Origin of the sequence: Amycolatopsis sp. lyj-84 (assembly GCF_046549075.1) — a bacterium.
GTDB lineage: Bacteria > Actinomycetota > Actinomycetes > Mycobacteriales > Pseudonocardiaceae > Amycolatopsis.
In genome coordinates this window covers 1-20,302 of record NZ_JAJPWO010000018.1, presented here as the reverse complement: position 1 = coordinate 20,302, position 20,302 = coordinate 1, and the positions used below count along the sequence as shown (strand labels likewise).

At 68.6% G+C, this 20,302-nt stretch carries 18 protein-coding genes and 1 pseudogene; 7 read left to right on the top strand and 12 right to left on the bottom strand.

Features of this window, described 5'->3' with window-relative positions; all coding sequences use genetic code 11:
- Positions 1 to 4: 4 nt before the first annotated feature.
- The 7 genes from ACLJRM_RS38095 to ACLJRM_RS38065 form a co-directional block, all read right to left on the bottom strand.
- Positions 5 to 1,357: a cytochrome P450 gene (locus ACLJRM_RS38095; RefSeq protein WP_410665820.1), complete on the bottom strand. Its 1,353-nt coding sequence runs from the start codon at positions 1,355 to 1,357 to the stop codon at positions 5 to 7.
- The gene (locus tag ACLJRM_RS38090; protein WP_174720384.1) at positions 1,354 to 2,352 is read right to left on the bottom strand and encodes an enediyne biosynthesis protein; all 999 of its coding nucleotides are present in this window, start codon (positions 2,350 to 2,352) and stop codon (positions 1,354 to 1,356) included. Before ACLJRM_RS38090 ends, ACLJRM_RS38095 begins: the two co-directional genes overlap by 4 nt.
- Positions 2,349 to 4,316, bottom strand: a complete 1,968-nt coding sequence (locus ACLJRM_RS38085) for a CRTAC1 family protein (RefSeq protein ID WP_410665819.1) — start codon at positions 4,314 to 4,316, stop codon at positions 2,349 to 2,351. Before ACLJRM_RS38085 ends, ACLJRM_RS38090 begins: the two co-directional genes overlap by 4 nt.
- On the bottom strand, positions 4,313 to 5,290 hold the full coding sequence (locus tag ACLJRM_RS38080; protein ID WP_101605869.1) for a DUF1702 family protein: 978 nt from the start codon (positions 5,288 to 5,290) through the stop codon (positions 4,313 to 4,315). The genes ACLJRM_RS38085 and ACLJRM_RS38080 overlap by 4 nt, the downstream gene beginning before the upstream one ends.
- Before the next feature lie 145 nt (positions 5,291 to 5,435).
- The gene (locus ACLJRM_RS38075) at positions 5,436 to 6,338 is read right to left on the bottom strand and encodes a helix-turn-helix transcriptional regulator (protein WP_410604078.1); all 903 of its coding nucleotides are present in this window, start codon (positions 6,336 to 6,338) and stop codon (positions 5,436 to 5,438) included.
- Between the two features lie 121 nt (positions 6,339 to 6,459).
- Positions 6,460 to 7,905, bottom strand: a complete 1,446-nt coding sequence (locus tag ACLJRM_RS38070; protein ID WP_410665901.1) for a SagB family peptide dehydrogenase — start codon at positions 7,903 to 7,905, stop codon at positions 6,460 to 6,462.
- A 41-nt stretch (positions 7,906 to 7,946) separates the two neighbouring features.
- Complete coding sequence (locus tag ACLJRM_RS38065; protein ID WP_410665818.1) at positions 7,947 to 10,223, bottom strand: TOMM precursor leader peptide-binding protein; 2,277 nt, start codon at positions 10,221 to 10,223, stop codon at positions 7,947 to 7,949.
- 221 nt (positions 10,224 to 10,444) lie between these two features.
- On the opposite strand from ACLJRM_RS38065, the gene ACLJRM_RS38060 reads away from it, so the two are divergent.
- The 4 genes from ACLJRM_RS38060 to ACLJRM_RS38045 all read left to right on the top strand — a co-directional run bounded on the left by ACLJRM_RS38060 (position 10,445) and on the right by ACLJRM_RS38045 (position 14,104).
- Positions 10,445 to 11,284: an AfsR/SARP family transcriptional regulator gene (locus ACLJRM_RS38060; protein WP_410665817.1), complete on the top strand. Its 840-nt coding sequence runs from the start codon at positions 10,445 to 10,447 to the stop codon at positions 11,282 to 11,284.
- Positions 11,285 to 11,327: 43 nt separating this feature from the next.
- Entirely contained in the window at positions 11,328 to 12,014 is a 687-nt protein-coding gene (locus ACLJRM_RS38055; protein WP_410604075.1) for a winged helix-turn-helix transcriptional regulator, read from the top strand.
- A gap of 180 nt (positions 12,015 to 12,194) precedes the next feature.
- Positions 12,195 to 12,773: a hypothetical protein gene (locus ACLJRM_RS38050; RefSeq protein WP_101605864.1), complete on the top strand. Its 579-nt coding sequence runs from the start codon at positions 12,195 to 12,197 to the stop codon at positions 12,771 to 12,773.
- Positions 12,770 to 14,104, top strand: a complete 1,335-nt coding sequence (locus tag ACLJRM_RS38045) for a copper resistance protein CopC (RefSeq protein ID WP_410665816.1) — start codon at positions 12,770 to 12,772, stop codon at positions 14,102 to 14,104. Before ACLJRM_RS38050 ends, ACLJRM_RS38045 begins: the two co-directional genes overlap by 4 nt.
- On the opposite strand, the gene ACLJRM_RS38040 is transcribed toward ACLJRM_RS38045, so the two are convergent.
- A complete protein-coding gene (locus ACLJRM_RS38040; protein WP_255414908.1) occupies positions 14,105 to 14,809 on the bottom strand; it encodes a maleylpyruvate isomerase family mycothiol-dependent enzyme in 705 nt (234 codons plus the stop codon). It abuts the gene before it with no gap.
- 234 nt (positions 14,810 to 15,043) lie between these two features.
- On the opposite strand from ACLJRM_RS38040, the gene ACLJRM_RS38035 reads away from it, so the two are divergent.
- Positions 15,044 to 15,706, top strand: a complete 663-nt coding sequence (locus ACLJRM_RS38035) for a M protein (protein WP_410665815.1) — start codon at positions 15,044 to 15,046, stop codon at positions 15,704 to 15,706.
- Here ACLJRM_RS38035 and ACLJRM_RS38030 read toward each other — a convergent pair.
- Positions 15,703 to 16,065: a YciI family protein gene (locus tag ACLJRM_RS38030; RefSeq protein WP_410604071.1), complete on the bottom strand. Its 363-nt coding sequence runs from the start codon at positions 16,063 to 16,065 to the stop codon at positions 15,703 to 15,705. The two genes, ACLJRM_RS38035 and ACLJRM_RS38030, sit on opposite strands and share 4 nt — an antisense overlap.
- Positions 16,066 to 16,234: 169 nt before the next feature.
- Between ACLJRM_RS38030 and ACLJRM_RS38025 the strand changes: the two genes are divergently transcribed.
- Complete coding sequence (locus ACLJRM_RS38025) at positions 16,235 to 16,516, top strand: metal-sensitive transcriptional regulator (RefSeq protein ID WP_009081418.1); 282 nt, start codon at positions 16,235 to 16,237, stop codon at positions 16,514 to 16,516.
- On the opposite strand, the pseudogene ACLJRM_RS38020 reads toward ACLJRM_RS38025, so the two are convergent.
- From ACLJRM_RS38020 to ACLJRM_RS38010, 3 genes and pseudogenes are all read right to left on the bottom strand, one after another.
- Positions 16,516 to 18,675, bottom strand: a pseudogene (locus ACLJRM_RS38020) (heavy metal translocating P-type ATPase); the annotation flags it as partial. The gene ACLJRM_RS38025 and the pseudogene ACLJRM_RS38020 overlap by 1 nt on opposite strands.
- 41 nt (positions 18,676 to 18,716) lie before the next feature.
- Positions 18,717 to 18,893, bottom strand: a complete 177-nt coding sequence (locus tag ACLJRM_RS38015; RefSeq protein WP_168214238.1) for a hypothetical protein — start codon at positions 18,891 to 18,893, stop codon at positions 18,717 to 18,719.
- On the bottom strand, positions 18,890 to 19,096 hold the full coding sequence (locus tag ACLJRM_RS38010) for a heavy-metal-associated domain-containing protein (RefSeq protein ID WP_101605859.1): 207 nt from the start codon (positions 19,094 to 19,096) through the stop codon (positions 18,890 to 18,892). The genes ACLJRM_RS38015 and ACLJRM_RS38010 overlap by 4 nt, the downstream gene beginning before the upstream one ends.
- Positions 19,097 to 19,192: 96 nt before the next feature.
- On the opposite strand from ACLJRM_RS38010, the gene cobF reads away from it, so the two are divergent.
- Positions 19,193 to 19,963, top strand: a complete 771-nt coding sequence (gene cobF / locus ACLJRM_RS38005; protein WP_101605858.1) for a precorrin-6A synthase (deacetylating) — start codon at positions 19,193 to 19,195, stop codon at positions 19,961 to 19,963.
- Positions 19,964 to 20,302: the final 339 nt, after the last annotated feature.

Sequence of the window (20,302 nt, the reverse complement as noted above, 5' to 3'; positions counted from 1 at the left end):
GAACCTACCTCCTGTTCCTGGTGTGCACGGTCATCGGCAGGCCGCCGCGCACCCGCAACGACAGCATCGCCTCGGGTACGACTTCGTAACCCGGCAGCTTCTTGAGCTCGAGGTCCCGCAAGACCATCGTCAGCACGAAAACGGCCTCCATCACGCCGAGGCTGTTGCCGATGCAGAACCGCGGCCCGGCGCCGAACGGGATGTAGGCGTACCGGGGCCGCCCGCTCGGCCGGTCCGGATCGAACCGGTCCGGGTCGAACTTCTCGGGGTCCGGCCAGAAGTCCGGGTGGCGGTGCAGCGTGTAGGGCACGACGACGACGTCGGAGCCGGCGGGGATGTGATAGCCGCCGATCTCGTCGTCGGCCTGCGCCACCCGCGGCAGCAGCCACACCGGCGGGTACAGCCGCATGACCTCCTCGACCACCCGTGCCGTGTAGGGCAACCGGTGCAGGTCGTCATGCGTCGGCAACTGGTCGCCGAGGACCTCGTCCGCCTCGGCGCGCAGTTTCGCCGCGACGTCGGGATGTTCGTCGAGCAGGTGGAACGCCCAGCCCAGCGTGCTCGCCGTCGTCTCGTGCCCGGCCAGCAGCAGGGTGATGAGCTCGTCGCGCATCTGCTCGAGGGTCCCGTCGGTGGCGATGAGACGCGAAAGCACGTCCTCACCGCCTTCGACCGGATTCGCCAGCCGCTGCTCGACGAGTTCCTCGGCGATCCGGCGGAGATCGTTCCGCGATTCCTTGAACCGCAGTTGTTTCTTCAGCGGGGCCCACTGCGGGACCATGCTCAGGGTCACCGCTTCGAACATCGCCTGGTCCTGCACGGCTTCGAACGAGTGCCCCAGCGAGGTGAACCCGCCGAGGTCCGCGTCGAGCAGTGTCTTGCCGAGCACCCCGAGCGTCAGCCCGGTCATCTCGTGCAGGATCTCCACCGGTCCCTTGGTGTCCCGCAGGTGTTTCACGAGACCTTCGACCTCGTTCGCGACGACCGAGGCCTGCCGCGCGATCCGCTTGGGCTGGAACACCGGCTGGATCGTCCGGCGCTGCTTCTTCCAGACGTCGCCGTCGCTGGTGAGCAGCCCGTCGCCGAGGGCCCGCCGCGCCTCTTGGAGGCCGATTCCCTTGTGGTAGTTGGCCGCGTTGTCCGCGAGCACGTGTTTCGCCAGCTCGGGGTGGTTCACCAGGTACATCGTCTTGGGACCGATCGCGATCCGGACGACGTCGCCGTAGTTCCCCGCCGAGTCCGACATGAGCGCCAGCCGGTCGGTGAAGAGCTTCTTCAGCAGACCGAAGGTCGCCCGGCGCGGCGGCCCGGGGGGCGCGAGACGCGCCCCCCGGGTGGTTTCCGCACCGGTGGTCATGCCGCCACGGCCCCGGTTTCTTCGGTTTCCGGCTTTTCGGCCGGCTTGGGCAGGCTCGTGACCTCGGCCGACTTCGCCTGCTCGGCCTCCCACTTCGCGGTGGCCTTCTGCGAGAAGTGCAGGCCCCACAGGAACAGGCCGCGGATCAGGCAGACCCCCGCGGTGGCGAGGAACAGGCCGTACGAGACGTGGACGATCATGAAGAACCCGTAGGCCAGCGCCACACCCGAACCGAACAGGACCTGCGACGCGGGCTTCGACGGCGTCGTACCGGGGTCGGTGACCATGTAGTTCGTGTAGAGCACGAACGCCACCCCGGTCATCATCCCGAGCGCGCCGGGGATCGCGGTGTCGAACACCAGGCCACGGATGATCGCCTGCAGCGCGAACGTGATCAGCCAGGCGCCGATCAGCCACATCCGCTGGGTCAGCATCGCGTTGAGCACGGTGCCCGAGATCATGATGATGCCGACGATCAGCCAGCCGACCCACGAGTCGACCTGCTCGGTGAAGTGGTAGGGCGGCGCGATGCTCGCCCAGGGGAACACCAGCAGGATGATCGTGATGCCGAAGTTCGACGGGTTCATGTAGTGCCGGAGCCTGCCGCGCACCGGGGCCTGGAGGACCCACTTGGCGCCGACGGCCACCACCACGCCGAAGATCATCACGAAGACCTGGTCGTTGACGTAGGTCAGCATGTTCAGCGCGAGACCGGTGATGTGCGCGGGGAACAGGAACTCCACCAGTCCCTTGAACCCGTTGCCGCGGAAGCGGACGTCACGGCCCTGTACTCGTGCGCCGATGATCTCCAGCAGGATTTCCGTGGTGTAGGCGGTGCCGAGGGCGATGAACGGATAGACCCACGGCTGCTCGAAACCGAGCACGGTGTAGCCGATGATGTTGAAGATCGAGATCGAGATCGCGAACCGGCGAAGGGCCGTGATCGTCTTGTTGCTCTTCGGTGCGGTGAGTGTCTGCTCAGCCATGACGGTCATTTCTCCTTCACCTGGGAGCCGAGCTGCAGCGTGTGGCTACCCGGGGCCAGCTGGATCTCCTGCATGCGGATCTGCCCGGTCAGGTCGCGCCACTGCACGCAGACCTTCACCGGCCCGGTGACCTTGCCGAGGCCGATCTGCACCTCGTGGCTGCGCTTGCCGGAGTGGCCGCTGCCGCCGTCGACGCGGTCGATGTACTTCTTGCCGTCGGGGGTGATGACGGTGACCTGGGCGCCGATGGCCGCGGTGCCACCCGCCTTCAGCGCGCCCGCCGCGGCGGGGATGTCGTGCAGCAGCTTCAGGTTCAGGTACGAACCCGAGTCGGGGCTGACGTTGTGGTAGAAGATCGGCTGCTCCCACTGGCGGGCCACGGCGAAGTCGAGCTTGCCGTCACCGTCGGCGTCGCCGGTGGCGATACCGCGGGTGGGCACCGGGACCGCGAGACCGAGGCGCGGGGCCAGGTCGGTGTAGCGGCCGTCGGAGCTCTTGGCCCAGAAGTGCAGGGTGTGGTCGCCGCCGACGTCGTCACCGGCCCGCATGTTCGGCCAGAAGGTGGGGTGCTTGAGCAGTTCGTCGTTGGACGTCGCCAGTTCCTGCAGCTGCGGCCAGCGGTTGACGTCGCCCTTGACGAAGCCGGTCGCCTGGGTGATCACCGATTCGCCGCTGTTGTTGTAGTCGGCGATCTTGACGTCCCAGCCCCAGCCGGACCACGCGGTGCCCGCCTGTGCGCTGCGGTCCACCCACGGCGCCTCGCCGCCCTGCAGACGGCCGCGCAGATCCGCGGTGTCCTTGGCGGTGTTCATGAACTGGAAGTGGCTTTCCTCGATGCCCCAAGACGTCGTGATGTTGCTGACGTACATGTCGTAGAGGCCGTCGTGGTTCAGGTCGCCGAAGTCGACGCCCATGCCCTTGAAGGAGTCGTTGCCGACCACCTTCGACTTGGGTTCGGTGGCGCCGCGGACGCCCTTCACTTCGGCGAAGGAGGTCTTGCCCGCCGTGGACTTGTTGTACAGCAGGCGGTCGTGACCGAAGTCGTTGCCGATGTAGAGCTCCGGCAGGTTGTCCCCGTCGACGTCGGTCGCGCTGACGGCCAGTGCCCAGCCACCGCGGGCGTCGGCCGGGATGGCCTGGTCGTCGCATTCGAAGGTGACCGAGGGCTGGTCGCCCTTCGGGGCGGCGCCGGTGAAGCGGAAGATGTACTTGCCGCCCGCGTTGTCGGCGTGCGACATGGACTTGTTCATCTCGACCCCGCCCTCGACCCGGTCGTCGAGGACCGCGCTGTCGGGGAAGTAGTTGCCGATGAAGATGTCCTGGTGGCCGTCGCCGTCGAAGTCACCGACGGTCGCGGCGTTGGTGTTCCACAGTGGACCGGAGTACTCGCCGTTCTTGACGTTGTTGCCCGGCACCAGTTCCACCGGCACGTAGGACTTGGTGGCGAGCGTGGTCGCGGACGGCTTGGCGAGGAACACGATCGGCGTGCGGCCCCAGTAGTAGGCCAGCAGGTCGACCCGGCCGTCCTCGTTGAAGTCGCCCGGCACACAGCCCATCGGGGCGATGTACTTGCCCATCGGCAGCGGCGCCGCGTCGAGCGCGAACGGCGCGTACCGGTCGCCGCCCTTGCCCGGCGTCGGGGTGACGACCACCTGGTCGCTGCGCGGGTCCACGAAGCACAGGTCGTTGGCGAGCTTGTCCCCGTCGAGATCGTTGACCGCGATCGCGGCGCCGACCGACGAGATCCAGGCTCGGATGTGTTCGTATTCCTTGTTCACCGTGCGGATCGACTGGCTCTTCGCCGCTTCCGGCAGGGCGATCGTCAAGGGTTCGAACGCGTACTTGGAGGCCATGGTGTCCGCCTCGGCGGTGGAGACCGTCGGCAGCTGCGCCACCACGAAGAGTCCCGCCATCAGCAAGAGCGCCACGATGCCCGCAAGCTGCTTGCGGAGCCAGCCCAGGGTCGACCTCATTTGCCTGCACCTCCAGAAGTGAGTACCTCGGCGGCGATGTGCTGTCGCCAGGTTTCGAAATGCGGGAGCTCACCGTCGCGGACCACGGCGGGGCGAACTTCCTGGGTGATGGCCGCGGCGCGTTCGGCCGGCAGCCCGCAGATCGCCTGCGTGGCGACCTCGGTCTCGGGGATCAGCAGCCCGGCCCGGACGCGGGCCTCGGCGGCGAAAGCGCTGCCCTGTGCCAGGTTCCCCCGGTGTTCACCGGCGAACTCGGCCAGCTTCAGCAGCTCGTCGGAGGTGACACCGCACGCGTAGGTCGAGGCGAGCCCGACACCGGCGTAGAGATCCCCGTGACGCCGCTCGGGGAATCTCGCGATCGCCTCGGTGACCAGATCGACGTCGGTACCGCAGATGAACCACAGCGCCCGGCCGATGCCCTGGTCGATCGCCCGCAGCGAATACCCGTTGTTGCCGGCGGGCCAGTTGAAGTCCGGGTCCTGGAACTGGCCGTCGATGTACTTGGCGGTCTTGAAGTAGGCCTGGTGGAAGCCGTACCCGTCGAGCACCAGCCAGCGCAGCAACGGGTCGAAGTCCTCGGCGGACGGCCAGCGGAAACGCGGCAGCCGCGCCATCGCCCAGCCGACACCGACGTAGATGATGTAGTCGTGCTTCTCGCCGGGACCGGCGAGGAAGTCCGCGATGTGCCCGCGGCCGCCTCCCGGCAGCCCGTCCAGCATTCCGTACCCCATTCCCGCGCCCTCGTAGGCGAAGCCGCGGTATTTCACCGGAATACTTTCGAGCCATTCTTCCGCCTGCTCGACGGTGCGCGCTTCGACAGCGTGCGCGTAGCCGAGCAGGAATTTCTCACCGACGGTCTCCAGCAATTCTTGAGCGGCTGGGCTTTTCTTGTGGAAACCCCGCTTGTCCAGCGACGTCTCGGAGACATCCGGTGTGATCATGCGACGTCTGAACGTGCGCCAACCATTGCCCAACGCACTCTCCCCCTATCGGGTGGATTCGGATTCAAAAAGGACTGGTTAAAGGCTCACATGTGCGGCGATGGAGCAGCTACTCCACGGTTGCGCCCGCGTTCTCCCGTTTTGCGTGACCGGGAGAACGCGGGAACAAAGCGTTCGGTCAGGCCACCGCACGGAGGTAGCCGGGAGCGGGCATGGTCATCCGGTTGCCGGACGAAGCGGGCCCGCCCGCCAGGGTGATCGCCATCGGGGCGTCGGTCGGCAGCGGGGTGCGCATCGGCATCCGCAGGTGGACCCGGCCGAATCGGGTGATGTCGACGCGAGCGGGAAGGGTGCCGACGGAGAACGAAGAGGCCGCCGTCCCCGCGGCGTGCTCGGCGACCGCGATGACGGTCCACCGGCCTTCAGGGACGTTCTGGATCTCGATGTCCGCGGACAGGACGTTGGCCCTGCCGCCGAACGCGACCGGGCCGCACTGCGGGATCGACTCGGCGAACAGTCCGATGAGGACACTCGCCGGGCCCGCCCCGCGCGGGGTCTCGACGCGCACGCTGATCGTGCCGGTACCGCTGCGCATCGTGGCGCAGCCCATTCCGGCGCTGTGCAACGCCTCCAGGGTGGGGAGGCGCTGGAAATGCGGGGCCAGCGCCACGAGCAGCTTGCCGACCTCGGGGTCGCGGTACTGGGTCGGGGTCATCCCGACCGCACGGGTGAAGCGGCTGGTGAACGTGCCGACACTGCTGTAGCCGACGCTGCACACGATGTCCGACACCGTCAGCGAGGTCGTCAGCAACAGTCGTTTCGCTTCGAAGAGCCGGATCGCGGTGAGGTACCGGCCGGGGGTCACCCCGGTCGCCTTGGTGAAGATCCGCGAGAAGTGGAACGGGCTGACGAAGACTTCGGATGCCAGGTCACCCAAGGTGATCGGGTCGAAATACCTCGCGTGCATCGCTGAGATGGCCTGCAGCACCGCGGGTTGCAAGGGGGACGCCGGCTCGATGAGCCGACCGGATTCGATGACGCCTTTCTCGTTCGCCGCCGTGGCGACTGTTCGTAGCTGCATCAGACCAACCTCGGATTCGCCGTCGCTTTTCCTCTGTGGTCAGCAAACGCGTCACCGATTTCGGAGCACTCGACACGCGATCGAGATAGGGTCTGTCCAGGCGTTATCCGGCTCCGCGCGATCAAGCGGGGAGATCGAGCGCGCACTCCCCGACGCCCACTTCGGCGGGCCATTCGAGTTTGAGGGCACGGTCGACGCGGTCGCCGGCGTCCACCGGGACGGCGTGCGCGGCCAGCCCCATGGCGCGGGCGACGAGATAGAGCGTCTGTTGCAACGCGCCGACGTGCGCGAGGGTCGTGGCGTACGCGCCACCGCCGAGTACCGACGCCATCCGCGGCATCCGTGCGGTCACCGTGATCAGCGCCGAGGGACGCCGGTGGTTGCCGCCGCCGATCATCGCCATGTCGAGCATCGCGTCGAGATCGGCCTCGTCGTCGTTGACCAGGCTGAGCCGGTGGTCGAGCGGATCGTAGTGGTAGATCCCGCGATCCAGCCCCGAACAGCGGTTCACCGAGACGTACAGCTCGAGCTCGTACAGGCAGGCGACGCTGAAGTACGGCCGCTGCGAAGCACTGTGGCTGGGCCCGTTGGGCATGTGGGCCGGCCCGATCGACCGGATCCGCGCGCCGCGGAACAGGAACTCGCCGAGCTGTTCCGCGGACACCACGCTTTCGGTGAATTCGGGGCAGGTGTGGTCGTTCTCCAGCAACGCCGTCAGCGTCGGATCGGTTTCCGCGCGGTCGGCCAGATCCGGCCGGTAGAGCGCGTACACCGGTCCCTCGCCGTTGGCGGCCTTGACCACCGGCGGTTTTCCGAGCCCGGGAAGATCGGCCGGGCCACCGGGCCGCCAGGTCCGGCTCGTGGTGTGGAACAACAGTTCGTCCGGGGACCACAGGCTCAGCTCGGGGTCCTCGTCCTCGGCGAACCGGCCTTGCTCCCCGGCGAGCTGGACGACACCCGCCGCGACCAGATAGGACACGATCGCGCCGACCACCCCGGGCTCGATCCCCGTCATGGTGACGATCTCCCCCGTCGACTTCGCCGTCGCCAAGGTCGCGGCGACGTGCACCGCCCACGGTTGGTACAGCACGACGCGGTACCGCGCGGACGGTGACTCCAGCCCCATCCCTTCGGCGTCGGAGCGCAGGGAACAGAAGCGGGACAAGCGGATCGGGCGCGCGGCCGGGATCCCCGCCGGCTCGAACACGGGCGCGAGCGCCACCGGGATCACCGACAGCAGCGGGCCCTTCCCGTCGGCGAGACCGAGCGAGTGCACCACCGAACCGCCGAGTTCCTTGAGCGCCTGGCGCAGCGCGTCGGCGCCCTCGGCCGTCCAGCTCAGCTCGCCTTCGAGATCGGGCTCACGCTCGACCGGCTCCCACGACGACGTCACGTTCGCCAGGGAGACCGGCCCCAAAGCCATCCGCCGCAACGATTCCCGGACCAGCGGCTCCGCACGGTCGAAGTCGTACTCCCCCCACCGGGTGACGACCACCAGTGAGCCGTCCTCACCGATCTCGACAAGGCTGTCGTCGGTGAGCGACCACAAGGGGATCGTCTCGGCCACGCCGGTGGGGGGATCAGTCGACACCAGTTGCTCCAGCGGATCTACAAGAACATGGGGAAGGGGTTCAGCCGGTCGTACGACGTGGGTTCGGCGAGCCTGCCGAGCCGCACCGGCACGTCGAACAGCCGCCCGGGGGCGAAGCGGCTCCAGAAGGGCCGCAGCCCCGGGACGACCACTCTGACCACCGGAAGGTCGATGTCGGGTCTGGTCTGATCGAGCACCAGCGTCTCCATCCCCAGCGCGGACAGCTTGCGTACCAGTGATTCCACGTCGTCCCGTACGTCGGGCCGCCGGACGAACTTGAAGTCCGCGGCCCGTCTGGCCGACCGTCCAGGCGCCGGCAGCAGATACGGCTGGTTGGCGACCGTAGCGTGCCGGAGCCACTGCGCCGCGTCGGGATCGTCGAGTTCGACGTCGTTCGCGAGCACCGCCGGGATCATCTGGTTGAGCTCGCTGACCGCCCTCCGCAGCGCCGTCCTGGGGTCCAGGTGGGCGCCGAATCCCATCATGACGTTCTCGCGCGGCCCGGCGATACTCCTGGACAGCGCGACCATCACCGGGACACCGAGGTCCGCGGTCAGGTCGAGGACCCACAGTTCCCGGCCCGCCCGCGCGTACTGGCCGACCATCTCCTCGGCCCACGGGTCGTCGAACGAGGCGATGTCGACGCCGGGCATGGGAAGCCGGTTGTACCACCACATCGCGACGGCGTCGCGTTCGACGAGCTCGAGAAGTCCTTGCAGGATCGCGTCTTCGAGGCTGCTGCCCGCCGCGCAGCCGTTGGAGTCCGCGCGCATCCCGGTGATCCCGCACTCCGGCGGCACGCCGTAGTAGAGGTACGCCGTCGGCATCAGCTTCCGGCGCTGCTGCGAAAGCGACCACAGTGGCGTCCAGTCGACGGCGGCCGATTCGTCGAAGCGTTCGGGGACGTGCTGGAAGATCGCGTGCTTGGCGTTCCATTCGTCGCGAGCGGCGTATTGACGCTCGTCGAAGAGCATGCACGAGTTCGGGTGGACGGCTTCCTCGCCGAGCGCGCGGAAGGTGTCGCGGATCCGCAGTTCGTCGCCCTGGTAGTTCGCCGAGAACCGCTCGATCGCTTCGCACAGCGCGCCGACCTCGGCGTCGAGCGGGCTCGCGCCCTTGCCACCGTTGTCCCCGCGCAGCCCGGCCTGCAGCCCCGCCTCACCGCGCACGCGGCGTGCGACGTTGAGCCCGGACCGGTAGGCGTTCACGAACGCCGGCGCCCTCGGGTCGCGGGCGACCTCCTTGATGATGCCGGTGACCGGGCTGACCAGGTGGCCGTAGCGGTCGAGCACCTCGACCGGGGTGAGCGTCCGGTGCCCGCCACCGCCCGACGTCGCCTTCTTGGCTTCCCGCAGCACGATCGGCTCGGCCGTCTGCGCGGCGACGATCCCTTCGTCACCGCATTCCGGGCACTGCGGGCGCCGCCGCAGTTCGTGCAGCCGCCCCTGCAGATCGAGGGTGTCGAGGATCCAGACGGCCTGCTGACCCGGATACCGGTGTCCCGCCAGCCATTTGGACGCTTCGAGGGAGATCAGATGCGACGCGGCCGCGGTCAGCGGCGGCACGGCGGGCATCGGGAACGAGGCGGGACCGTCGTGCCCGAGCACCTCCTGCACACAGGCTTCCGCGTGCCGGTGCCCCCACAGCCGGTTGGTCAGGCAGTGCCAGCAGCCGGACCGGCCGGGCTGCATGATCGGGCCGATCCACACCTGCGACCCCGACGGCCGGGCCAGCAACCAGGGCCTGCCGGTGCGCCGGTGCTCGGCGTCGATCTCGGCCAGCCTCGGGTCGAGGTAGTCGTCGCACAGCACGATGGCCAGTTCGGAGGCGGTGCCGACCACCTCGATACCGCTCGCGAGGAGCGCGTTCTCCACCTGGGAGGTGTCCACACCGCGGCCGATCGCGGTCAGGCTCGCCGTCGCGGGCTTCTGCCGGGAAGCCACCGCGGACGCGTCGAGGCCGCACGCGTCCCAGTACGCGAGCGCGCGCTCGTCCCCGCTGAGCTCGTCCGGGACCCGGACGGTGACCAGACCCGCTTCCACCAGGCGCGCCAGCACCCCGGTGACCTGCTCGGCGCTCATCCCCGCCGGGCAGGCGGACAGGACGGCGTCGAGGTCACGGGTGCCGTCGAGCAGGGCCGCCACCGAAGCGACCTGCGCGCCGCGCATCGCGATCACCCCCTGCTCCGAGAACAGGTAGGCGCCGTTGCCCTCGCTGATTTCCGCACGTAGATGCCGTTTGAATCCCAGACCGCCGGTGATGGAGCCGGACCCGTTCAACACGGTCTCGTGCATGGGAACCCCCCTAGGTCGGTGTGGTCACCGAATCCTGCTGCCAGAGAGCACATACCGGCCAGTGCGCGATTCACGGCTCGGATGTGAAAAACCCATGTTTTCCCGGGAGACACGCACGCGGGACCTGGTGGACGGCTCACTGGCCCGGTGACAGGGCGCTCTGTCACTGTCGGTGCACTGGGAAAACGACACGACGCGTATCGAGCTGGAGGGCGCTTGCGATGTACCCCGGATCACGAGTATCGGACACGCACCACGGCTCGGCACCCAACCCGATTCAGACGCTGTCCGCAAGTCCAGTCCGCTTCACGCTCCTCGGCCCGCTCGAACTCCTGCGGGACGGGATCGACTACGCGCCGACGACACCGAAGCTGCTGCAGGTGCTCGCCATGCTGGTGATGAGCCCGGGCAAGATCGTGCACATCGACACGATCGTCCAGGAACTGTGGGCGAACGACCCGCCGCGCAGTGTGCGCACCACGATGCACACCTACGTCTACCAGCTGCGCAAGTGCATCGACGAGAACGACCTCGCCCCGTACGGCGAGACCATGCTGGCGACGAAACCGCCGGGTTACGTGTTCCGGATCGACCGCGAGCAGGTGGACGTCTTCGAGTTCCAGGCACTGCAGAAGAAGGGCCGGGAGCTGCAGCTACGCGGCGAGCACGCCGAAGCGGCGAAGTCCTTCCGGGAGGCGCTGGACCTGTGGGCGGGCCCGCCGCTGGCGAACGTCCATTGTGGACCGGTGTTGTCGGCGTACGCCGTCGACCTCGTCGAGCAGCGGCGCAGCACCCTGCACCTGCGGATCGAGGCGGACATCGCGGCCGGGATGCGGCACGAGCTGATCGGCGAACTGCGTTCCCTGGTCACCGCGAACCCGCTGGACGAAGCCCTGCACGGCCAGCTCATCCGCGTACTCGGCCGCAGCGGGCGGCGCTCCGACGCGCTCGCGACCTACCGCCAGGTGCGCGCGAGGCTCAACAATGAACTGGGCGTGGAACCCTGCGACGAGCTGCAGATCCTGCACCATGACCTGCTCTCCGAGGGTGAACCCGCGTGAAGACCGGCTCCTGCCACGAGAAACGCAAAGTGAGGATCGACGGATGAGCACTCGCACCTATGGACAGTTCTGTGGTCTCGCCAGGGCACTGGAGATCATCGGCGAACGCTGGTCACTGCTGATCGTCCGTGACCTCGTCCTCGGCCCGAAGCGGTTCACCGAACTGCAGGCGGGCCTGCCCAAGATCCCGGCGAGCACGCTGTCCGCGCGGCTCAACGAACTCGAGCAGTCCGGGGTGCTGCGCCGCCGCCTGCTCCCCCAGCTCGACGCCGCGGTGGTCTACGAACTCACCGAGTACGGCAGTGAACTCGACCAGATCGTGCTGGACCTCGGCCTGTGGGGCGCGCGGTCGCTCGGGCAGCCCGCCCCCGAGGACGTCTTCACCCTGGACGCGGCGATCCTCTCGCTGTACACGACCTTCCAGAGCGAGCAGGCCAAGGGCACTCACGCCACCTACGAACTGCGCTATCCGGGCGAAATGGTCCTGCACGCGATCATCGAGGACGGCGCGCTCAAGGTGGCGGACGGCGCGCACCCCGGCGCCGACGCGACGATCGAGCCGCTCGGACCGTTCATCAAGGATCTGCTCAGCGGAGAACTCAGTGCCGCCGACGCGGTCCGGACCGGCAAGATCAGGATCGACGGCGCCTTCGAATACCTGGAACTGTTCACCCGGCTGTTCCACATTCCCGCCGCGCCTCAGGTGTCTCACGGAATCGTCATCCACTGACCAACCGGGAAGCCATTCCGTGACCCACAGTGCTTTTCACTGAGCCATTCGTGGTTACCCGCGACCGAACGGCGTAACACCACAGGTCAGATCAGCAATCCGGAGTAACGGAAACGGCCGGTTCGCGAGATATCGTCGATATCCGTCACCGGCCGGCCTTTTCGCCCTAGGAGCCTCTTCATGGCCTCACTCGATTCGCCACGTCCAGGCCTACTCGCCTCGCTCAACGGGAAATACCACCGCGCGGCGCTCAACGTCTTCGCGCTCGTCGTGCTGGCGCACTGGGCGGAGCACCTCGTGCAGGCGTTCCAGATCTACGTCCTGGGCTGGAAGACCCCGGACGCCCGCGGCGTGCTCGGCATCCCGTTCCCCAAGCTGATCAGCTCCGAATGGCTGCACTACGGCTACGCCATCGTCATGCTGATCGCGCTGTTCGCCCTGCGCAAGGGCTTCGCCGGCCGCTCGCGGCAGTGGTGGAACCTGGCGCTCGGCCTGCAGTTCTGGCACCACATCGAGCATCTGCTCCTGCTGATCCAGGCGCAGACCGGCTGGCGCCTCGGCGGCGGCACCGCGCCGAGCAGCATCATCCAGCTGTTCATCCCACGGGTGGAACTGCACCTGTTCTACAACACGATCGTCACCATCCCGATGATCATCGCGATGCTCGTGCACCGGAAGGCCTCCGCCGTCGAACGGCAGCTGACGGGCTGTATGTGCGCGCCCGAAAGCCGGCGTGAGCTGGCATCTACGGCCTCGTGACCAGGAGACTCTTCGCACTCCTGGCCCTGGTGGCCGCGTGGTTCGGGGTCGCGGTGCTCGCCGCGGCCCCTGCCTCGGCCCACGTCGAACTCCTCGCCTCGAACCCCGCCGACGGCGCCCGGCTCACCTCGGCGCCCGCACTGGTCTCGGTCACCCTGTCGGAGAACATCGGCATCCAGCCGAACTCGATCAAGGTCGTCGACCAGCAGGGTACGAACGTCGTCAGCGGACCGGTGTTCCAGCCCGGTGACATCGCCGAGCAGGTCGCCGTCAAACTCGAGCCCGATCTCCCCGACGGCAGTTACCTCGTCGAGTACGCCTTCGTCTCGACGGACTCGCATCCCGTTCGCGGCACGATCGCGTTCGTGATCGGAACCGGGCCGCTCATCACCTCGGCGGGCGCGGTGTCCGCGTCCACCGGGACCGATCCGGTGACCGACGCGCTGTTCACCACCTTCCGCTGGGGCTCCTTCGGCGGTGTCGCCCTGCTCGGCGGCCTGGTGTTCGTGCTGGTCTGCCGTCCGGCCGGCCGGGCCGACCCGGCGGCGCGGAAGCTGATCACCACGGGTGTGTGGCTCTCCGCCGTGACGGCCGTGGCCGGGTTCCTGCTGCAGGGCCCGTACGTCGCGGGCCGGGGCGTCGGCGCGGTCTTCGACCCCGCGCTGATCGAGGCGACCCTGCGGGTGGCGTACGGGAAGCTGCTGCTCCTGCGCCTGGCCGCGATCGTCGCACTCGCCGTGATCGCGCGGAAGCTGCTGGCCGCCGACCAGCCGGAACGTCTCCGATCGCGGTACGAGAACTTCGGCATGGCGGCCGCGTTCATCGTGATGCTGAGCTTCTCCGCGACCGGGCACGCGGTGGCCGACAAGATCATGTTCCTCTCGGTCAGCGCCGACCTCGCGCACTTCGGCGCGATGGCCGTCTGGGTGGGCGGGCTGATCCAGCTGGCCGTGCTCCTGCGCGGCAAGTACCCGGCGGACGAGGCCGAACCGGCGTTGGCGCGGTTCCACCCGATCGCCACCTGGTCGATCGTGATCATGGTGGTCAGCGGCGCCTATCTGGGCTTCCGGCTCGTGCCGTCGGTGGAGGCGCTCTGGACGTCGGCCTACGGCATCGTCTTCCTGCTGAAACTGACCGGATTCGCCGCGTTGCTGCTGGTGGCGAACCTGAGCCGCAACGCGGTGCGCCGCGGGATCGCCGGTCGCGGAGGCACCGGCGTCGTGACCGCCGACCTGCGGAAACTGCGGGTCAGCGTCGGCGTCGAGGTGCTCATCGTGGCCGTGGTGCTCGCGCTGGCCGCGGCGCTGTCGTCGATGTCCCCGACCGGCTGATCAGCGCTCGACCGACTCGACAGCCTCGTCCGGCGGGACGAACGGCCCCCAGGTGAAGGCCCGGAGCCACGGTTCCGGATCGCCCAGCCAGTCCAAGGCGGCGATCTGGGCCGGGCTCCGGCGCCCGGCGAGCGTCCGGTACAGGTCCACGGGCGGCCCCGAGAGCACCGCGGCGACCGGTTCGGTGCCCGCGATCCAGGTCGCGCCCTCGATCTCGATCCGCATCCCGGGCAGCCCGTGGCTCCCCAGCGAAGAGGCGAGGCCGCTGACGAGCACTTCGAAACCACGAAGCCAGGCCGCGTGCGCCTCCGGCGGCGGAACGCCGAGCGCGTACCGGAGATCGAGTTCGTGGGTGAAGGCGTCCATCACCATGATGTCGCCGCGGCTCTTTCCTTCACCGTCCGCGGCGAGGAGGGCGTCGGCCTCGGGTCCGCGTTCGAGCCAGAGCCGCAGCAACTCGGCCGCCGACGCCCGCTCCGGGACCGGGCACGGTTCTCCCCCGAACCGGGTGATCACCCGATCGCAGATTTCGGTCAGATGCGCGAGCAGGTCCCGCACGGTCCACTGTGGACAAGCCGGGACGGTACGGCCGCCCGCGCCCGCGTGATCGGTGAGCAAGATCGCGATGTTCTCTCTGACCTGCCGATACCCTTCGGCCGCGGTCGCCGTATTCCAGCCAGGGACCCGAATTCGGCTACTCGTCACGCGGCCACCTCCATGGGGCGTCTAGCGATGATCGTCCATTCTCCCACCGGTTCCAGGATCACCCTTCTTCCCGCTTGCGCGGACCGCTCGGCGCAAAGATCACCCACCAGTGACGCGTGTCGACGCGGCTTCAGGCACACTGGTCGGGGAAAGCCCCGTGCTGCAACGACTCTGCCGTTCGCAAGAAGTCGCGCACCGGTGACGGATCGCCCACCGTGGAGGTGACCAATGGAAATGCCCGGCTTCGATCTGGCGTGGCGTGGTTTCAACCGTGCCCAGGTCCGGGAATTCGTTCGCGAGGTGGAAACCGAGCTACGGCGCGTGGCCGCCGAGCGCGACGAAGCGATTCGCCGCGGGGAGGCTCTCGCCGCCAGACTCACCGCCGCACAAGAAGAAAACCGCGAGCTGAAGGCCAGCGTCGACCGGATCAGCCGCGTGCCGATCGCACCGGACGCGCTGCAGGAGCGATCGCGCCGGATGCTCGAACTCACCCGCGAAGAAGCCGACGACATCACCGCGCGCGCCACCGAGAAGGCCGCCGAGGCCGAGGCGGAGCGGAAGCGGATCACCGAAGACTTCGAACGCGCCATGACGCTGCGCCGGGCGGAGGCGATGCGCGCCCTCGCCGCACAGGACGAAGCCGCGCAAGCGAGAGCACGAAAGCTGCTCGAAGACGCCGCCGAAGAGGGCGAGCGCCTGGTCGCCGAAGCGCGCCAGCAGGCCGATGTGGCCCTCGGCCTGCGCGCTGACGTGCTGAAACAGTTGGTCGGCTGCCGCGAACTGCTCACCGAGGCCGATACGGTCCTGGCGATCACCGTCGACCCGAAACCGGAAGTGCCCGTTCAGCGCCGGAGCAGGTCAGAGACCCGCGCCGGCACCGAAGCGGCCGCCACTTAAGCGTTGTCCCCCGACGAATAGACCACCGGCCGGATCTCCATCGCGTTGATGTGCGCGTCCGGGATCTGGCCCGCGATCTCGATCGCGCGCTCCTTGCTGTCGCATTCGACCAGGTAGAAGCCCGCCAGGTACTCCTTCGACTCCGCGAACGGGCCATCGGTGACCACCGGGACGCCGTCACGCACCCGGACCACCGTGCTCTCCTTCGGCTCCCCCAGCGCCTGCGTCCCGAGCAGCTCGCCGCTCTCGGTCAGCTTCTTCATGAAAGGGTCGATGCGGGCGACCACCTCGTCGCGCTCGGCCTCGGGCAGGGCGTCCCACGCGGTGGGGTTCATCGTGATCATGATCATGTACTTCATCGGTGTTCCTCCTGGTCGTCCGGCCGGGTGCCCGGCCGTTCACGCTTGAGTCGGAGCCGCCGGATCGTCCTCGACATCCTGGCACCCGCGAATTTCGCCCGCCCGGGGCGGATACGTGGGGAGGGTATACTCGGCGACGGCTGGGGAACGACGAGAGAACGGGTGCGGAATGACGGGCTACGGCAGCGAGCGGGAGGCCTACCTCAAGCGCCTGCGCCGGATCGAGGGGCAGATCCGCGGGTTGCAGCGGATGGTCGAAGAGGACAAGTACTGCATCGACATCCTCACGCAGGTGTCCGCGGCCACCAAGGCGCTGCAGTCGTTCTCCCTCGAACTGCTGGACGAGCACCTCGCCACCTGCGTGGTCCAGGCCGCCGCCGCGGGCGGTGAAGAGGCCGACCTCAAGGTCCGGGAGGCCTCCGACGCCATCGCCCGGCTGGTCCGCTCCTAAGCGATCCCGCGGAACCCGCGCAGCCTCAGGCTGTTGGAGACGACGAAGACCGAGGAGAACGCCATCGCGGCCCCGGCGATCATGGGGTTGAGCAGGCCGAGCGCGGCCAGTGGCAGCGCGGCGACGTTGTAGGCGAACGCCCAGAACAGGTTGCCCTTGATCGTGCCGAGCGTCCGGCGCGAAAGGCGGATGGCGTCCACGGCCGAGCGCAGGTCACCGCGCACCAGGGTCAGGTCGCCCGCTTCGATCGCGGCGTCCGTCCCGGTGCCCATCGACAGGCCGAGATCGGCCTGCGCGAGTGCGGCCGCGTCGTTGACGCCGTCACCGACCATGGCGACCACCCGGCCCTCGGCCTGCAGCCGCTTGACGACGTCGACCTTGTCCGCGGGCAGCACCTCGGCGACGACCTCGTCGATTCCCACTTCGGCGGCGACGGCGTTCGCGGATCCGGTGTTGTCGCCGGTCAGCAGAACCGGCCGGAGCCCGAGCGCCCGGAGCTCCTTCACGGCCTGCTTCGAGGTCGGCTTGACCGTGTCGGCGACCACGAGCACACCGCGCGCCTCGCCGTCCCAGGCGACCACGATCGCTGTCGCGCCACGCTCTTCAGCAGCGGCTTTGACCTGCGCGAACTCGTCTCCGACGGTGATGTCGCGCTGCTCGAGGAGGGCCGTGCGGCCCGCCAAGACCGTCTTGCCTTCGACCTCGCCGACAACACCCAGGCCCTCGACGTTGCGGAACCCTTCCACCGGCGGCAGCTCGCCCAGCCGCTCTTCGGCGGCCGCGACGATCGCGCGGGCGATCGGATGTTCGGAAGCGTGCTCGACCGCGGCGGCGAGCCGGAGGACCTCGTCGGCGCCGTGGAGGTCGGTGAGGCTCATCTTCCCGGCGGTCACCGTCCCGGTCTTGTCCAGGACGACGGTGTCGACCGCGCGAGTGGACTCGAGCACCTCGGGACCCTTGATGAGGATGCCCAGTTGCGCGCCGCGGCCGGTGCCGACGAGCAGCGCCGTCGGCGTGGCCAGGCCGAGCGCGCACGGACAGGCGATGATCAGCACCGCGACGGCGGCGGTGAAGGCGGCGTCCGCCCCGCTGCCCGCCCCGAGCCAGAAGCCGAGCGTGCCGACCGCGAGCGCGATCACCACCGGGACGAACACGGCGGAGACGCGGTCCGCGAGCCGCTGGACCCGCGCCTTGCCGTTCTGCGCGTCCTCGACCAGCCGCGCCATACGCGCGAGCTGAGTGCCGGCGCCGATCCGGGTGGCGCGGACGACGAGCCTGCCGCCCGCGTTGACCGTCCCGCCGACGACGGCGTCGCCGATGGTCACCTCGACCGGGACGGCTTCCCCCGTCAACATGCTCAGGTCGACCGCCGATCCACCGTCGGTCACGACGCCGTCGGTGGCGATCTTCTCCCCCGGGCGCACGACGAACTCGTCACCGGTCTTCAGCTCACCGATCGGGACACGGCTCTCGACCCCGCTTCTGAGGACGGCGACGTCCTTCGCGCCGAGTTCGAGCAGCGCGCGGAGGGCGGCGCCGGAGCGGCGCTTGGACCGGGCCTCGAAGTAGCGGCCCGCCAGCAGGAAGGTGGTGACCCCGGCGGCGACCTCGAGATAGAGGTTGCCGGAGCCGGAGCCGCGCTCCATGGTCAGCTCGAAGCCGTGACGCATGCCGGGCACCCCGGCGGTACCGAAGAGCAGCGCGTACAACGACCAGAGCGTGGCGGCGACGACGCCGAGGGAGATCAGGGTGTCCATGGTGGCGGCGCCATGGCGGAAGTTCGTCCAGGCGGGGCGATGGAACGGCCACGCGCCCCAGGTGACGACGGGCGCGGCCAGAACGAGTGAGACCCACTGCCAGTAGGTGAACTGCCAGGCCGGGACCATCGCCAGCACGATCACCGGAACAGCGAGCGCGGCGGAAACCCAGAGCCGCCGACGGAGACCGTCTGTGTTGTCCGTGCTGTCTTCGTCAGGCTCGGGTTTCGGCGGTTCGGCCGTGTACCCCGCGGACTCGACGACACCGACGAGGTCGTCGACCGACACCGCGGCCGGGAAGTCGACCTGCGCCTTCTCGGTGGCGTAATTGACCGTGGCGGAGACGCCGTCGACCTTGTTCAGCTTGCGTTCGACCCGGGCCGCGCAGGAAGCGCAAGTCATCCCCCCGATGACCAGCTCGACGCGCTGCGATGTCTCGACGCTCACGGCGTGCCTCCCGTGTGGCCCTCGTGATGCCCTTCGTGCACGCTGGTCGGCGCGGGCGGGACCGGCGCCGGCGCCTCGTCCAGTGGCCCGACGGCCGAACCGATCGCCCAGGCGACGACGAACACCGCGACCAGAGCCGCGGCGAACGCCGACACCTTGACGGCGGTACTCACGAGACGAGCTGGTAACCGGCCTCGGTGACGGCCGCGTCCACAGTGTGGACATCGAGCGCGGTATCGCTGGTGACGGTTACTTTGCCACTGGCCACGTCCACGTTCACGGCGCTGACGCCCGCGATGCCGCTGACCTCCTCGGTGACGGAGGAGGCGCAGTGCCCGCAGGACATGCCCTTGACGGTGTAGGTGGTTTCGGCCATCGGTACGAACTCCTCTACAGGACTGGCGAAGCGATCACCTCCTTTATACCCCATGGGGGTAGGGGTGTGCATCGAGGGGGCGGGCACACTGCGGCGATGAGGAAGATCTCCGCCATCGGCATCGGCGCCGGCGACCCGGAACACCTGACCGTCCAGGCCGTCCGGCTGCTGAACGAGACCGATGTGTTCTTCGTCCTCGACAAGGGTTCAGAGAAGCAGGACCTGGTGGGCCTGCGCCAGGAGATCCTCGACCGGTTCGTCGAGCGGCCCGGGTACCGCGTCGTGCGGGCACCGGACCCCGAACGCGACCGTAGTCCGGACGACTACCGGAAGGCCGTCGCCGACTGGCACCGGCTCCGCACCGACGTCTACGAGACCATGATCGGTTCCCTGGGTCCCGACGAGCGGGGCGCGTTCCTCGTCTGGGGCGACCCGGCGCTGTACGACTCGACCCTGACCCTGCTGGACGCCGTACTGGAACGGGGCAACGTCGAGTTCGAGTACGAGGTCGTCCCCGGGGTGAGCAGTGTCGCCGCGCTGACGTCCCGGCACCGGACCACGATGAACCAGATCGGACGGCCGGTGCTGATCACGACCGGCCGCCGGCTCGAGGCGGGCTGGCCCGCGGACGTCGACGACGTGTTCGTGATGCTGGACGCGGGGTGCACGTTCACGAAGTTCGTGGATGCGGGCTTGGAGATCTACTGGGGCGCGTACCTCGGGACTCCCGACGAGCTCCTGCTCTCCGGTCCCCTGACCGCCGATCTCGCCGCGGAGATCCGCTCCGTCCGCGCTTCGGCGCGCTCGCGGAAGGGCTGGATCATGGACATCTACCACCTGCGCCGCCCCGCCCCTCGTGAGCGGTAAAGGCGGTTAGAACCGTCCTTACCACTCACGAGGCCCGGGGCTGCGGTGACCGTTGGGCCAGGGTGGTCGTGAGTGGCGTTTCGGGTTAGAACACGAATCGCCACTCACGAGGCTGCGCGCGAGGGTGTCGTTTCCGCTGTCGGTGGGCCGAAGGGGCCCTTTCGGTCTAGTCGGAAGTACGTGAAGGCTCCCTTCCTTGCGTTAGACGCAGTGAAGGGGGCCTTCATGTACTTCCCGCGGGCCAGGGCCACGTGCGAGGACCGCCTGCGGATCTCGTGAGTGGTAAGGGCGGTTAGAACCGTCTTTGCCGCTCACGAGGCTGTGGGTCGGGTGGGTCGT

Bases quoted from the DNA above. Each gene is read 5' to 3' on its own strand.
- ACLJRM_RS38065 (WP_410665818.1), bottom strand. From the start codon at position 10,223: ATGCACGAGACCGTGTTGAACGGGTCCGGCTCCATCACCGGCGGTCTG.
- ACLJRM_RS38010 (WP_101605859.1), bottom strand. From the start codon at position 19,096: ATGGCCGAAACCACCTACACCGTCAAGGGCATGTCCTGCGGGCACTGC.
- ACLJRM_RS38055 (WP_410604075.1), top strand. From the start codon at position 11,328: ATGAGCACTCGCACCTATGGACAGTTCTGTGGTCTCGCCAGGGCACTG.
- ACLJRM_RS38060 (WP_410665817.1), top strand. From the start codon at position 10,445: ATGTACCCCGGATCACGAGTATCGGACACGCACCACGGCTCGGCACCC.
- ACLJRM_RS38025 (WP_009081418.1), top strand. From the start codon at position 16,235: ATGACGGGCTACGGCAGCGAGCGGGAGGCCTACCTCAAGCGCCTGCGC.
- ACLJRM_RS38095 (WP_410665820.1), bottom strand. From the start codon at position 1,357: ATGACCACCGGTGCGGAAACCACCCGGGGGGCGCGTCTCGCGCCCCCC.
- ACLJRM_RS38085 (WP_410665819.1), bottom strand. From the start codon at position 4,316: ATGAGGTCGACCCTGGGCTGGCTCCGCAAGCAGCTTGCGGGCATCGTG.
- cobF (WP_101605858.1), top strand. From the start codon at position 19,193: ATGAGGAAGATCTCCGCCATCGGCATCGGCGCCGGCGACCCGGAACAC.
- ACLJRM_RS38035 (WP_410665815.1), top strand. From the start codon at position 15,044: ATGCCCGGCTTCGATCTGGCGTGGCGTGGTTTCAACCGTGCCCAGGTC.
- ACLJRM_RS38090 (WP_174720384.1), bottom strand. From the start codon at position 2,352: ATGACCGTCATGGCTGAGCAGACACTCACCGCACCGAAGAGCAACAAG.
- ACLJRM_RS38075 (WP_410604078.1), bottom strand. From the start codon at position 6,338: ATGCAGCTACGAACAGTCGCCACGGCGGCGAACGAGAAAGGCGTCATC.
- ACLJRM_RS38030 (WP_410604071.1), bottom strand. From the start codon at position 16,065: ATGAAGTACATGATCATGATCACGATGAACCCCACCGCGTGGGACGCC.
- ACLJRM_RS38050 (WP_101605864.1), top strand. From the start codon at position 12,195: ATGGCCTCACTCGATTCGCCACGTCCAGGCCTACTCGCCTCGCTCAAC.